14 protein-coding genes are annotated in these 14,181 nt (G+C 61.7%); 11 read left to right on the forward strand and 3 right to left on the reverse strand.

The genetic code is table 11. From position 1 onward, the window contains the following. The first annotated feature begins 14 nt into the window (after positions 1-14). The 8 genes from EL191_RS23435 to EL191_RS23470 all read left to right on the forward strand — a co-directional run bounded on the left by EL191_RS23435 (position 15) and on the right by EL191_RS23470 (position 7,413). Positions 15-1,922: an HAD family hydrolase gene (locus EL191_RS23435; RefSeq protein WP_052435022.1), complete on the forward strand. Its 1,908-nt coding sequence runs from the start codon at positions 15-17 to the stop codon at positions 1,920-1,922. A 108-nt stretch (positions 1,923-2,030) separates the two neighbouring features. Further along, positions 2,031-3,017 carry a glycosyltransferase family 2 protein gene (locus EL191_RS23440; RefSeq protein WP_232005498.1) on the forward strand — a complete coding sequence of 329 codons (987 nt, stop codon included), beginning with the start codon at positions 2,031-2,033 and terminating at the stop codon, positions 3,015-3,017. Positions 3,018-3,033: 16 nt separating this feature from the next. Further along, on the forward strand, positions 3,034-3,645 hold the full coding sequence (gene cysC, locus EL191_RS23445) for an adenylyl-sulfate kinase (protein ID WP_041975358.1): 612 nt from the start codon (positions 3,034-3,036) through the stop codon (positions 3,643-3,645). A gap of 302 nt (positions 3,646-3,947) precedes the next feature. Further along, positions 3,948-4,163, forward strand: a complete 216-nt coding sequence (locus EL191_RS23450) for a DUF1127 domain-containing protein (protein WP_013717816.1) — start codon at positions 3,948-3,950, stop codon at positions 4,161-4,163. Positions 4,164-4,461: 298 nt separating this feature from the next. After that, complete coding sequence (locus EL191_RS23455) at positions 4,462-4,590, forward strand: DUF1127 domain-containing protein (RefSeq protein WP_394298137.1); 129 nt, start codon at positions 4,462-4,464, stop codon at positions 4,588-4,590. An 81-nt stretch (positions 4,591-4,671) separates the two neighbouring features. Next, entirely contained in the window at positions 4,672-4,995 is a 324-nt protein-coding gene (locus EL191_RS23460; RefSeq protein ID WP_013717818.1) for a DUF2388 domain-containing protein, read from the forward strand. A gap of 145 nt (positions 4,996-5,140) precedes the next feature. Further along, positions 5,141-5,461: a DUF2388 domain-containing protein gene (locus EL191_RS23465; protein ID WP_013717819.1), complete on the forward strand. Its 321-nt coding sequence runs from the start codon at positions 5,141-5,143 to the stop codon at positions 5,459-5,461. Continuing rightward, positions 5,458-7,413: a DUF7844 domain-containing protein gene (locus EL191_RS23470; RefSeq protein ID WP_041975360.1), complete on the forward strand. Its 1,956-nt coding sequence runs from the start codon at positions 5,458-5,460 to the stop codon at positions 7,411-7,413. Before EL191_RS23465 ends, EL191_RS23470 begins: the two co-directional genes overlap by 4 nt. A 63-nt stretch (positions 7,414-7,476) precedes the next feature. Here the strand turns inward: EL191_RS23470 and EL191_RS23475 are convergent, their stop codons facing one another. After that, positions 7,477-7,881 carry a GFA family protein gene (locus tag EL191_RS23475; RefSeq protein WP_013717821.1) on the reverse strand — a complete coding sequence of 135 codons (405 nt, stop codon included), beginning with the start codon at positions 7,879-7,881 and terminating at the stop codon, positions 7,477-7,479. Between the two features lie 68 nt (positions 7,882-7,949). Here EL191_RS23475 and EL191_RS23480 point away from each other — a divergent pair, with 68 nt between their 5' ends. Then, positions 7,950-8,855 carry an AEC family transporter gene (locus tag EL191_RS23480; protein ID WP_013717822.1) on the forward strand — a complete coding sequence of 302 codons (906 nt, stop codon included), beginning with the start codon at positions 7,950-7,952 and terminating at the stop codon, positions 8,853-8,855. A gap of 15 nt (positions 8,856-8,870) precedes the next feature. On the opposite strand, the gene EL191_RS23485 is transcribed toward EL191_RS23480, so the two are convergent. After that, on the reverse strand, positions 8,871-9,608 hold the full coding sequence (locus EL191_RS23485; protein ID WP_232005499.1) for a substrate-binding periplasmic protein: 738 nt from the start codon (positions 9,606-9,608) through the stop codon (positions 8,871-8,873). Positions 9,609-9,798: 190 nt separating this feature from the next. Between EL191_RS23485 and EL191_RS23490 the strand changes: the two genes are divergently transcribed. Together EL191_RS23490 and EL191_RS23495 are read left to right on the forward strand one after the other, a co-directional pair. Then, positions 9,799-10,929, forward strand: coding sequence for a PilT/PilU family type 4a pilus ATPase (locus EL191_RS23490; protein WP_041975364.1), 1,131 nt, complete (start codon positions 9,799-9,801; stop codon positions 10,927-10,929). Between the two features lie 87 nt (positions 10,930-11,016). After that, positions 11,017-12,657 carry a Na/Pi cotransporter family protein gene (locus tag EL191_RS23495; RefSeq protein WP_041975366.1) on the forward strand — a complete coding sequence of 547 codons (1,641 nt, stop codon included), beginning with the start codon at positions 11,017-11,019 and terminating at the stop codon, positions 12,655-12,657. 1 nt (position 12,658) lies between these two features. Here the strand turns inward: EL191_RS23495 and EL191_RS23500 are convergent, their stop codons facing one another. Next, complete coding sequence (locus EL191_RS23500; protein ID WP_041975370.1) at positions 12,659-14,167, reverse strand: uracil permease; 1,509 nt, start codon at positions 14,165-14,167, stop codon at positions 12,659-12,661. Positions 14,168-14,181 lie beyond the last annotated feature (14 nt).

A 14,181-nucleotide genomic window follows, 5' to 3' on the forward strand; every position in this document is an offset into this window, starting at 1 on the left:
GGAATAGCTCCACCATGGCACGCCATTCGCAATTGGTGAACGATTTCCGCAATTTGCTACCTCTGGTCGATGCGGTTTCGTTTGATGTGTTCGATACGCTATTCGTCCGCCTTGTAGATGATCCTTTAGCGCTATTCGCACTAATGGGACAACATCTGGCCGAACCGCACTTTATGGGGCAACGTATCGAGGCCCAAGCCCTGGGGTTTCAGGATATGCACCGCGATGGTCGGGGCGAGATCACTCTCGAGGACATCTACAACAACCTCTCGCACCCTCGCCATGGCTCTCAAGCCCTGAGCGACCTGGAGCAGCGGTTGGAACATGCAGTTATTCGTCCCAACCCTGAAGTGGTGGCTCTGCTAACCGAGGCCCGTAGCGCAGGCAAGACCATTGTGCTGACCTCTGACATGTACTTACCGCGCAGCTTTTTTAAAGAGCTCGCCGAGCAGCATGAGCTAGAACCTGACCACTACCTGATATCCAGCGACTGCAACTGTACCAAACGAGACGAGGGTGCTCTTTTCGAGTTGCTCAAGCAGCGACTGGCACTTGATGGCTCACGGATACTGCACATAGGTGACAATCCATTGGGTGATGTTCAGCGCGCTCAGGAAAAAGGCTTACGATCCCTGCAGTACCACCCGCCGCAGGGTATCCACGCCCCAATCGCCGTTGAACAAGTCAGTGGGCAGCTCTGTGCCGGACTGATCCACTACGAGGCTTATCAGGGAAATACTGACGCCTGGTTCCGGCTTGGCTGGCAGTATGGAGGACCACTGCTGCACGGATTCCTAGACTGGATCCATGAGCAAGCCGTACTTGATCGCGTCGACCGGATCCTTTTCATCTCCCGCGACGGTTTCCTGCTGCAGCAAGTGCATCAGCGCTATCCACACAGCGAAGTGCCTGGGCTCTACCTGCGAGGATCAAGAGTAGCGTTCACGCTAGCGGCCCTAGATGAACGGAATTTCATGGAAAACGCGCCATTCCTATTATCCGGCGCAGACAATATTACCCTTCAGGATTTGTTCGACCGTATTGGCGTAGAGCTTCCTGATGCGACGCTCTTGGAAGACCTCGCCCTACAGCCAGACACACGCATACACGACGGTACTCGCCAGCACATTTCTCAGTTCCTGGTTGCCATGCGCCATCGCATCTTGCAAGCCGCTCGTCACACACGTCGAGGACTCCATCAACACTTGCTCGACCTCGGGCTGAACGACGGAATGCGCGTGGCGTTCGTCGATGTCGGATGGAGTGGCACAACACAGCACGCATTCGAGCGAGCAATCAACGGTCTGCTGTCAATAGAAGTGGAAGGCTACTACCTGGGACTCTCCGAACCAGCATCAGCGATACGGCGTAAAACAGGGCTGAACATCAAGGCAATGACCGACTCGGCAATGCTCGACAAAGCAAAACAGACTGAGCTCTACGAGAATCGCGCCGTCGCCGAGCTGCTGTTCTCCGCACCACACCCGACGACCATCGGCTACCGCACCGACCGAGGCGAGCTTAGGTTTGTGGAAGATGTCGAGCGAGGCGTGGACTACGACCTGAGCGCCATTGTGGAAACTGTCAATCAAGGCATCACTCACTACATTCAGGCCGCTGAGCAGGCAATACGCCCGCTGCAGGTAGCCGTAGATCGCTCTCTGCCGATGAACAACCTGCTACAACTGGTAGCTCATCCGACAGCAGAACAAGTCGCACTCATTGGCGAACTCTATAACTGGGACGCATGGGCAAGCACCGAAAACTACCGAATTTACTTTGCTGGCCGCCCCCCGCTGAAATCTCGCCTGTATTCCAAGCCTGACCTATGGCCCGCGGGCTGGCGAGTCGCACAGAAAGCCTCAAACGCCGCGAGTAAGGGTGTAAGGATGCAATCCCTGCAAGAGGCCCACAACCGTTAACCGCCAGGCGCCTCATCATGAATGGGCGCCTCTGCGATAGAGCAAACCTGGGCTGCCGAACCCATCAAGATCAGGTTGGGTCCATAGCGACAAGAAAGGGGCCGATACATGTACAAAGAAGCCGTGCAGGGAATGGGCGACTGCCAGGGTCCTGTTTTGGATATCGAAAAAGCAGCGACAGACCGCGTAACGGTCCTAGTGGGCACCTACAACGGTGAACGCTTCTTGGATGAGCAGCTGCAATCAATCATCCATCAGAGCCACGATAATTGGCAGATCATCGCCTCCGACGACGGCTCAACCGACGGCACACCGGTTTTATTGAAACGTTACCAGCAACTGCTCGGCGAAGAACGTCTGCGCATTATCCAAGGCCCTCGAAAGGGCTTTGCCGCGAACTTCATGGCATTAGCGAATGTCCCGAGGACCGACGCCGACTACTTTGCTTTTAGTGACCAAGATGACGTCTGGCATCCTGACCACCTTCAGCGTGCCCTGAAGTGGATGCAGTCGATAGACGGAGACATTCCCGCTCTATATTGCGGGCGAACCCGTCTTGTACAGGATGACGGTCAACCATTTGGTATCTCGCCGCTTTTCTGCCGCCCCCCATCGTTTGCCAATGCCCTCGTTCAAAGCCTGGCCGGGGGAAACACCATGGTTTTTAACCGCAGTGCCCAGCGGTTACTGGCCCGCACCCGAGAGCTACCGATTGTGTCTCATGACTGGTGGCTTTACATGCTGGTCAGCGGCGCGCAGGGCCGCATCCACTACAGCGAAACCCCCACTGTCGACTACCGCCAACATGGTGGCAACCTGATCGGCGCCAACTCCAGCCTCAAAGATCGTCTTTATCGAATTCGCCGGATGTTCGCAGGGCATTTTCAGGATTGGAATGACATCAATCTGGCGGCCTTGAGCCAATGTCAGGAGCTGCTAAGCGAAGACAATCAACAGATTCTGCATACCTTTGTAAATGCTCGTCGCGGCGGGATACTGACCCGCTTGCAAGGCTTGGCCAACGCAGGACTTTATAGACAGACAACACCTGGCAACCTGGCATTGGTACTAGCAGCCATCCTCGGAAAACTTTAAACCTCGGGAAAGAACCATGGAATCACAGCAAACCGCTCGCAATTTGGTCTGGCAGGCAACGCAGGTCAAGGAGGACCAGCGTCGTACCCTGCTCAGGCAAAGCCCGGTCACGATGTGGATGACAGGGTTGAGCGGATCAGGCAAATCGACCCTGGCTTTCGCTCTTGAAAAGAGGCTCGTTGAAAGTGGACACGCCTGCTTCGTATTGGACGGTGACAATGTACGTCACGGCCTGAACCGTGACCTTGGCTTTTCTCCTGAGGCACGAACCGAGAACATCAGGCGTATCGCGGAAGTCGCCAAGCTCATGAATACCGCCGGTCTCATCGTGATTACTTCCTTCATCTCTCCCTACCGTGAAGACCGTGCAATGGCCCGCGAAATCATCGGCGACGAGGCGTTTCGCGAAATCCACATCAGCACCTCGTTGAAACACTGCGAGGAACGCGACCCCAAAGGCCTTTATTCAAAAGCCAGATCAGGGCTAATAAAAGAATTCACTGGAATCTCCGCGCCCTATGAAGAACCCAGTCAAGCGAGCCTCAGCCTCGATACCTCTCTGTGCTCGGTGGAGCTCAGCACCGAGCGCATGTTTGCCTTGATCAAGCCGTTTCTACTTCGAGGTTGACCCTGTGAAAACTTGATTTTCAGGTCAATCACCAAAACAGATCAATTCAAAACTGTACCGTTCGAAAAACCAGAATTAACGGGTTGCACCCAGTTAAAAATCTCGCGCAAATCGGTTGCACCCAGTTTTTCAACTTATGACCGGTACAGAACTACCGATTCCTGACCGAACAGTTACAAAGCAACCTATCTAATAGCACAACAATTTCATCCAGCTGTGACTACTGGCTCACCTCTCCGCTCGGGATAATTTGCTCATCGAAAGCAAACACCAGACCCGCCACAAGCGGAAGGATGATCGCCATGGAACGTACCCTCAGTTCCGCCCTGCTTCAAACTCAAAGCGTTGCCAGCGACAAATCGGCCTGGCCGCTCCGTGTGATTGCCACCCTTACGCTGTGGCAGCGCCGCATCGTCAGCCGTCGTCAACTGGCTCGACTGGATGCCCGCCTGCTCGCTGACGCCGGCATCACCGAAAATCAGCGCTACGTCGAACTGCAGAAGCCGTTCTGGCGCTAACACCCTGCTTTGCTCCATCCCTAATCAGGGATCTTCTGAAAGCTCCATCGTCTCTGCTGCGGTGGGGCTTTCGTTTTATCTGCAACAGTCACGGCCCAATCGAGCAGTACAGTTGCCATAGAACGCCCACTGCGTCCGCACAATTCTCCCCGCTTGTATCTGCTCGTCCATGAGCACTTGCGAGACCCTATAGCGCCACCCTTGTCTGTCGACGGGAGAACGCCATGGATCGCACGCACCGCCCCCTCTCTCTACCTGTCCGCACAACGTCCTGAACTGGCTTGGGCTTTATTCGACCCTGCGTCAATGGCAACGCAACCGACGCACTCGCCAACAACTCGCGCAGCTCAACGATCAGCAACTGGCCGATGCTGGTATCACTGCCGCCCAGCGACTGCAGGAGCTGGCCAAACCTTTCTGGCGCTGAGCCAGCAATGGAGTCGCACGGTACGTTGGGCTAAGCTTTGGACGCGGGCAGAACAGCGACCCGCTCATCGGAGTTATCCCAATGCACCTGAAAAAATCCCTTATCGCAGCCCTGCTATCGCTCGGGCTGGCAGGCACCGCCTGCGCCAGCAGCCTGGTTGCGACGACCGACACCCTGGGCGGAGCCCTGGCCGGCACTGTCGAGGGCACCTCGGACGCGACCAGCTCGTTGCGTGACATGAAACAGCTGCGCGCGGCCCGCGATGATGCCGCCAGCTTCGTCGCCAGTGACGGCTCCATTCGCAGCGCCCGGCTCGAAGCAGCCCTGTTGCTGCTTCGTAGTCACAGCGCCGAACTGGCCAAGGCCAATGACCTCGCACTGGCCCAGGCCATCCTCAGCTTGTGAAAACTTTGTACACGTCTAGCGAACGGCTCGCTGCTGACCGCTGAAGCTGCGCCCCGTAAACTTCGCCCACTTGCCTAGGCGCGGGGAACCGCGCCGGCCGGCCTGCGTCAAATCGTCCGTTCTGCCGTTCTCGGAGCTACTCATCATGCGTCGTTCATTCGCCATCGCCGTCACCGCCTGCGCCCTGTTCAGCGGTATCGTTCAGGCGCAAACCGTGGTCGCCACCAGTAACATCGTGGTGCGCGCCCTGGATCGCAGCATCAACTTCACATCCGACACCACCACTTCGCTGCGCGACATGAAAGCTGTGGTTCAGGCTCGTGACGACGCCGCCAGCTTCGTCGCCAGCGCCGGGGAGATTCGTGGCGCGCAACTGGAAGCCGCGTTGCTGACCATTCGCCAGCAACTGCCCGAAGCGCAGACCGCCAGCGACCTGCAACTGGCCGAAGCCATTCTCGCTCTGTGACCCACCTTCTCGCCTGGTGCTGCGGCGCGCTGCTGGCTTTGGCCGCTGGCGTCGCCCAGGCGCAGTTGCGTCTGACGCTGGAGGACGGCGCTCTCGACACCGCGCAGCACCAGGCGAGCCAATCCCTGCTGGACGAGGCGATGGCTGCATTGCCACCGCGCCTCATCCAGCATCTGGATCGCGAGGTGAAGGTCAGTTGGCGCACCGGCCTGCCCTCGGAGGTCTACGGCCAGGTCGGGCGCTTCAGCGGCATCGAACTGAATGCAGAGCTGCTGCCGAGGTTGGTCGACGGCTCGGCGGCAGAAACCCGTACCGGTCGCCCGCACGGCACCGAGCGCCAGGAACTGCTGGCCACCCTGCTGCATGAGTTGACCCATCTCTACGACCGCGCTCGCCTATGGCCCGCAGCCGAGCACCGCCACATCAGCCAATGCCGACAACGCGTCAGCTCGATGGGCCTGGTCGGGTTGCCTGAAGATTGCCGCGGCCAGAGCGAGCGACGCTTCACCCTAAGTGACGATCCACGTCTACTCGACCTGGCCGGCTGGCAGCAACGCGTCGGACAGCGCGGTGCGCGCGATCTGGACAACGGTCAGGTTGCGCGTAGCCCGGATAGCTACGAACTGACCAATCCGCTGGAGTTCGTCGCGGTCAACCTCGAATACTTTCTGCTCGACCCCAGCTATGCCTGCCGCCGGCCTTCGCTGGCGCGCTACTTGCGCGAGCACTTCGACTGGGCGCCGCCCAGCGAGCCCTGCACCAGCGACTACCCCTACCTCAATGCCGGTCGTGACTTTGCCGTTCAGCCCCTGGGCCGACTCGACCCGGAGCGCGTATATGAAGTCGATTACCTGCTCGCCGAGGCCAACGATGCCTGGATGAGCCGCTGGGGTCACAGCATGCTGCGCCTGGTGGTCTGCGCACCGGGCCGTCCGCGCGGTCCGGACTGCCGTCTGGATCTCGACCATCATCTGGTGCTCTCCTACCGTGCCTTCGTCGGCGACCTGCAACTATCGAGCTGGGACGGGTTGACCGGGGTCTACCCCTCACGCCTGTTCGTCCTGCCGCTGGAGCAGGTGATCGACGAATACACCAAGGTCGAGCTGCGCAGCCTGGCCTCGGTGCCGCTGCGCCTGTCGCGTGACGAGGTCGAACAGCTGGTGGTACGCGCGGCCGAGCAGCACTGGAGCTATGACGGCGACTACTACTTCGTCTCCAACAACTGCGCGGTGGAAACCCTCAAGCTGCTGCGCAGCGGCACCGCCAACCCGCGCCTGCAGGCGCTGGACAGCATCCTGCCCAATGGCCTGCTGGAACTGATGGATGCTCGTGGCCTGGCCGATACCACCGTGCTCGACGATCCGCGAGAGGCACTGCGCCTGGGCTATCGCTTCGACTCCTTCCGCGAACGCTACCAGGCGATGTTCCGTGTCCTGCGCGAGCGCCTGCCGATCACCCAGGACAGCGTCGAGACCTGGCTGGAACAGCCAGCACAGATTCGCAACCAGTGGTTCGCCAAGGCCGATCTACGCGCTAGCGCTGCCCTGCTGTTGCTGGAACAGGCCGCGCTGCGCCGGCAATTGCTATTGGCCCAGGACGAACTCAAGCGCCGCTACCTCACCGGCCGCGCCGCCGGTGATCCGAGCCTGAACAAGGCCGGCGCCGCGCTCGAACAGATCCTTGCCAACAGCGGCTTCCTCAGCCGCCCGGCGGAATTGCTCGATGGCGGTTACGGTCTACCGCAAGGCAGCGAATGGCAGGGGCTGGAAGATCGCAGCCGCGAGCGGCAGCAGCAACTGCGTCAACTTAGCGACGAGCTCGATGGCGAAGTGCGCAACCTGCTGCAACCTGAGCGCCTGACCGAGCTGGAAGCCAACGAGGCGAATCTGGTTGCGCTGGGCGAACACCTGCGCGCGCTGCACAAGGCCAGTGGCGGCCTGCAGTTGCCCTAGCTCTTGAGTAGCCCGGCTGAAACCCGGGAAGTCATCCTGCGCTGTCCGCGGATTGCATCCAGGCTACGGAATGATCTCTTCGTTCTCTTCCGGCAACTGCGGATCGACCGTCAACCACGGCAGCCGGCTGCTCACCCAGATATGCCGACCCGCCGGAGCCTGATGCGACTCGTCCAAGGTAGCCACCGTCACGTCCAGCGTATCCGGGCTGAGCGAGGTGAACAGCGCCAGGTGTGCGCCGCAGTCCGTACAGAAATAACGCGTGCAACTGGCCGATGAGGCGAAAGCCTTCGGTGTACCGCACAGCCAACGAAATGCCTGGCGCGGCACCGTGACCCAGGTGGTGAGGATGCCGCCACTGCTGCGCCGGCAGACCGAACAATGACAGTGGGCGATATCCTCCAGCGGCGCATCGATCCGATAACGCAGTGCGCCGCACTGGCAGCCGCCCTGATGCTCTGCCTTCATCCTGCCTCCGCCTTGCATTGCCCCGCGCCGCTGACCAAGATAGGCGCTCACCACCACCGGGGGTTCCCGTGATCGACCTGTTGCTGGCCTTGTGGCCGCTGTTCGCCATGATAGTCGCCGGCTACTGGCTGCGCCTGCGCGAGTTCCCGAGCGAGGCTTTCTGGCCGGGCGCCGAACGCCTCAACTACTTCATCCTGTTCCCTGCGCTGTTGTTCTCCAGCCTGGCCCGTGCGCCGCTGAACAACCCGGCGCTGCCGCGCCTGGCACTGGCTGTGCTGCTCGGTCTGGGTATCGCCTGGCTGGCGCTGCTGCTGGTACGTCGCCTGCGTGGCTGGCCAGCGGGGCGTTTTGGCGCATTCACTCAAGGCATTCTGCGCTTCAACACCTACCTGGGCCTGGCTGCGGTCGGCAGCCTGTTCGGCCAGGAAGGCCTGACGCTCGCTGCCCTGATGCTGGCCCTGATGGTGCCGACGGTGAATGTGCTGTCGGTGTGGTCGCTCACCGCCGAGCGCGGCGTCAGTGCGCGCAGCCTGCTGCTGCCGATCATCAAGAATCCGCTGATCCTCGCCTGCCTCGGCGGTGCGCTGTTCAACCTCACGGGCATCGGCCTGCCTGGTGGCACCGACCGCCTGCTCAGCCTGCTCGCCGCCGCCAGCTTGCCTTTGGGCCTGCTCTGCGTCGGTGCGGCACTCAAGCCGGAACAGCTGGGCGGAGAAATTCCTGCACTGACCTGGAACAGCGCCCTGCGCCTGCTGGCGATGCCGCTGCTGGCCTGGGGCGTAGCCTGGACGCTGGCGCTGCCGGCCATGGAGACTGCGGTTCTGGTGCTGTTCTTCGCCCTGCCCACGGCCCCTACCGCCTACGTGCTGACCCGCCAGCTCGGCGGCGACAGCCAGTTGATGGCCGGCATCATCACCCTGCAGACGCTGCTGGCCGCAGGCAGCCTGGTGGCGATCATGATGTTGCTGGCCTGACGGACCGGTGAGGCGCTACTCCACGTAGCGCTCGATCAACTGCTGATAGTCACCGCTCGCCTTGAGCGCTTCGAGCCCGCGATTGAAGCGCTCGATCAGTTCGGCCGCACGCGGATGTTGTCGTGACACGATGAAGTGCAGCGTATTGCTGTGGAACGCTGTCTGCGAACGATGGAACGCACTCGGCTCAGCGCCGGTTGCGCGCAAGGCGCTGTTACCCAGATGGCGATCAGCGATGAACAGATCGTCACGCTGCAACAGCAACAACCGCGCACACTCCTGCAACCCAAGCGGGGAATGACGAAGCAGTATCCCCTCGTCGATCAGTTGCTGGATCATCGCCGCCGGCTGCCAGCCCAGTGGATAACAAAGCCGGCGCCCGGTCATGCTCGGCAGATCATCGAGTTCGATACGGTCACCCGCGCGACTGAAGAGAAACTGTTCGGACAAGTAGATGGGCGCCGAGTAGAGAAACTCCGCTTCGCGCTCGGCCGAGCGAACGTAGGGAAAGGTGGCATCGTATTCAACGCGCCTGGCCTTCAGGTAGCCGCGGTTCCAGGGTAGCCAGTCGAGCGTCATCGCCATGCCCTGCTCGGCCAGCGCCGCACGCACCACCTGGGTAAGCATGCCCTGACCGGGCAGTGCGGTACCGGTGAACGGCGCATAGTCATCGCCCGTGGCCAGATGCAGCACATCGGCGCGCACCGAGGCGCACAGCAACAGGCCCAGCAGAGCCACTCCCCAAAATCCCACCCTCACTCTCCAATCACCGGCGTGCAATCGCCTTCCCGCCCCTGAACATTGACTCTTGCTCCCATGAGCGAAGCTGTCCAGTGCGATACACCACAGGGCGACCATTTGCCCCGATCTCTTGATGCGGAACAACAGGATTGGCAGGACGCCGGCTATCCTTGCTGCACCACGAACCGACTGCGACACGCCGATGAACGACACCAGCGCCAACGACCAGCCCGATGTTTTCCCCTACCTGCAGCTGATGCATCAACATGCCGGCTCGGACCTGTTCTTCAGCGTCGGCGCGCCGCCGCACATGAAGGTCGAAGGTCATAGCCAGCCCGTCGGCCAGCGCATCATGAAGGCCGGCGAGGTGCAGCAGCTGGCCTATCAACTGATGACGCAGAAGCAGATCGCCGAGTTCGAACGCGACCTGGAGATGAACCTGGCCGTCAGCCTGCAGGGCGCCGGACGCTATCGGGTCAACGTCTATTACCAGCGCGGCGAAGTGGCCATGGTGGTGCGCCTGATCAAGAGCGAGATCCCTGGTTTCGAGGCGCTCGGTCTACCCAAGCTGCTGGAGAAACTGGCCATGCAGGACCGCGGGCTGATCCTGGTCACCGGCGCAGCCGGCTCGGGCAAGTCCACCACCCTGGCGGCGATGCTGGATTTTCGCAATCGCCACAAGAGCGGGCATATCGTCTGCATCGAAGACCCCATCGAGTTTCTCCACAGCCATCAGCGCTCGATCATCGACCAGCGTGAAGTCGGCCTCGATACCCACAGCTTCGATGACGCACTGCGCAACGTGCTGCGTGAGGCGCCGGACGTGATCATGCTCGGCGAAATCCGCGACGCCGCCACCATGCAGCACGCCCTGCACTACGCCGAAACAGGCCATTTATGCGTTGCCACCCTGCATGCCACCAGCAGCAGCCACGCCATCGAACGCATCGCCCGCTTCTTCCCCGACGACGCTCGCAAACAGGTACTGGCCGACGTGGCGCACAACCTGCTCGCGGTGATCGGCCAACGCCTGGTGCCTGGCATCGAGCAGAAGCGCGTGGCGGCGATTGAGCTGATGCTCGGCACGCCCTATATCCGCGATCTGGTCCAGCGCGACGAACTGGATGAACTGCGCGAGGCCATCGCACGAGCCGCCGAGCAGGGTTTGCAGACCTTCGACCAGCATCTGTTCGCCCTACTCGAAGCCGGACGCATCAGCCTGGCCGAAGCGCTCAAGTTTGCCGACTCGCGTACCGACATCAGCCTCAAGTTCAAACTCGAGCGCGGTTTCTCCGCCGACGACGCCGAACTCAAGGTGCTGCGCGACGGTTGACTGGCTTTCTGAATGATTTCGGCCGATGCTCATCTATACAGGCCGAAACCATAACCTCTAATCGGCCGTCTTTCAGGGGGCCGATTTATGCTGACCCTGCTGCATTTGCTGTCAGCCATTGCCCTGTTGGTTTGGGGCACACACATCGTACGTACCGGCATCCTGCGCGTGTTTGGTTCACAACTGCGCAAGGTGCTCAGCCACAACATCAGTCGCCGGCCGCTGGCGTTCGTCGCCGGCATCGGCGTCACCGCGCTGGTGCAGAGCAGCAACGCCACCGCGCTGCTGGTCACCTCCTTCGTCGCTCAGGGCCTGATGGCACTGGCGCCGGGTCTGGCGATCATGCTCGGTGCCGACGTCGGCACCGCGCTGATGGCACGCGTGCTGACCCTCGATCTGAGCTGGCTCAGCCCGCTGCTGATTTTTCTCGGGGTGATCTTCTTTCTCTCGCGACGGCAGACCCGAGCGGGGCAACTCGGCCGCGTGGCCATCGGCCTCGGGCTGATGCTGCTGGCGTTGGAATTGATCGTTGCCGCCGCCACGCCGATCACCGAGGCACGTGGCATTCGCGTGCTGTTCGCATCGTTGACCGGCGACCTGCTGCTCGATGCCCTGGTCGGCGCGATGTTCGCCCTGCTCACCTATTCCAGCCTGGCAGCGGTGTTGCTCACCGCGACCCTGGCTGGCGCTGGGCTGATCAGCCTGCCGGTGGCCATCGGCCTGGTGATTGGCGCCAATATCGGCAGCGGCCTGCTGGCCTTTCTTACCAGCAGCTTGCAGAACCCGGCCGGGCGCCGCGTGGCGCTGGGCAGCCTGATCTACAAGCTGATCGGGCTGCTGCTGGTCCTGCCCTTGCTGCAGCCACTGGCCCATTGGCTGGACAGCCTGAATTGGCGCCCGGCGGAGCTAGTGATCTTTTTCCACCTCCTCTACAACAGCCTGCGCGCGGTGCTGATGTTGCCGAGCGTCGGGCTGATGGCACGCTTCTGCAACTGGCTGCTGCCGGACCGAGCGGACGACAGCGGCATCGCCCGGCCACGCCACCTCGACCCAACGGCGTTGGCCACGCCGAGCCTGGCGCTGGCCAACGCCGTGCGTGAAACCCTGCGCGTGGGCGACAAGATCGAGGCCATGCTCAGCCGTCTGCTACCGGTGCTGGAGCAGAACCAGCCAGCACTGAACAAGGAGCTGCGCAGCCTCAATGACGATGTCGCCAGCCTGTGCCGGGCGGTCAAGTTGTACCTTGCGCAAATCCCCCGTGAGGCCCTGAGCGAGCACGAAAGCCGGCGCTGGGCAGAGATTCTCGAGCTGGCGGTCAACCTCGAGCAGGCTGGCGATCTGATCGAGCGCATGCTCGGCAAGATCCAGAACGAGAAGACCGCGCAACGCCGGGCCTTCTCCGAAAAGGGGCTGGAGGAGCTCACCAGCCTGCACGGACAACTGATGGCCAACCTGCGCCTGGGGCTGAACGTGTTCCTCAGCGCCGACCACGCCAGCGCCAGCCAGCTGCTGCGGGAGAAGCGCCGCTTCCGCGCGCAGGAGCGACGCCTGGCCCATGCGCATATCGGCCGTCTGCAGCGTCAAGTGGTGCAGAGCATCGAAACCAGCTCCCTGCACCTGGAGCTGATCGCCGACATGAAGCGACTCAACTCGCTGTTCTGCGCCAGCGCCTACGTGGTGCTCGAGGGCGGCGAAACCGGCGCCCTCAAGCTCGAAGGCGGCGAGTGACTCAGTCGGCGCCGGTCACGCGCTCGGGCTCGGCCGGCTCGACGCCGCGCCAGGCGTACCAGGCGAAGAACAGCGCCATCAGCAGATAACCGTGGACGAAGTCTGGCGCGGCATACCACGCCAGCTTCGGCGCGTGCATCAGGCCAACGAAGGCCATGGCCGCCGCCACCAGGGCGAAGGTGGTGGCCTGGCGGAACTGGCGATCGATCACCGCCACGCACATCGCGCCCAGCAGGATGGCGCTGAACATGGCGCCCTGCCCCAGCGCGCCGATGGCGCTGGAAATGCCCTCGACCACTTCGGGTGCGCCACGGTTGAAGCGCGTCGCCAGGTAGTTGGCGAAGTACGGCAGCATCGCCAGCGCCACGGCCGGGTAGTAACGGGCGTGGTTGCTGTTGAACGCGGTGGCGATCATCGACATGCCGACGAACACCAGGATCGGCGCCACCACCGATACCGGAATCAGCGCGGCGATGAAGGCGATCAGACCGAACATGGTCGCCAGGCCGTACACCGCGCCATTGAGCAGGCTATAACCACGCCCGGCGCCCATCCACTTCGAACCCACGGTGGCGATGTAAACGGTGGTCGGGAACACGCCGCCGAACAGCGCCCCGAGCGAGGTACCGAGCCCATCCACGGCCTGGCATTCGCGCACGCTGTAGCTGTCACCGGCGGCGCTCATGGCCTCGACGTTGTTCATGGTCTCGATGGCGTTGTACAGGGTGATCGGCAGGATCACCGTCATCAGCGCCAGCAGGCTGGTGAACAGCAGGCCCAGACCTTCGTACCAGGCCAGGTTGGGCAGTAGCGGGTAGAAACCCAGGTGGGTGAAGGCATCGCTGAACTTGCCGCCGTCAGCCGCGCCGATCAGGTAGGCCAGCGCGGTGCCGACGACGATGGCGAACAGCGAGGCAGGCAGGCGGAACGGCATGCTCACCCGCGCCACCAGGCCGACGATGGTAATGGCCAGTACGAGCAGGCCGATCACCGGAATTTCCAGGGTCTTGAACAGCATTTCCCCAGCGATGAAGGTCAGTGCCACCCCGGCCACCGCGCCGAGCATGGCCGCACGCGGCAGATGACGCTGCACCCAGTTGCCGATCAGGCTGATGGCAGCCTCGATCAGGCCACTGATGAAGCACGCAGCCACCGCTACCTTCCAGGCCAGCTCGGCATCGCCGGTAAGGTTTTTCGCCGGCAACAGCACGCCGAACAGGAAGACGAACATCACCGGTGTACTGATGCCGTAAGACAGCGCCGTCACGTCGGCACGGTTCTCCTTGCGCGCCAGTCGCGCGGCACTAAAGGCGTAGTAGAAGTTGCCGGCCATCACCGCCACCGCCGCGCCTGGCAACACCTGACCGAACACGATCTCGGCGGGAAAACCCATGCCCAGCATGCTGATGGCGATGATCACGAAGTTGGCGATGTTGTTCTGGAACAGGGCGAAAAAGGCGTCGGTGTCTTCCTTCTTGTACCAGGGATAGTGCACGCGTGGCGTCGACATGGCTGGCTGAGTCC

This window comes from Pseudomonas mendocina, from assembly GCF_900636545.1.
Lineage (GTDB): Bacteria > Pseudomonadota > Gammaproteobacteria > Pseudomonadales > Pseudomonadaceae > Aquipseudomonas > Aquipseudomonas mendocina.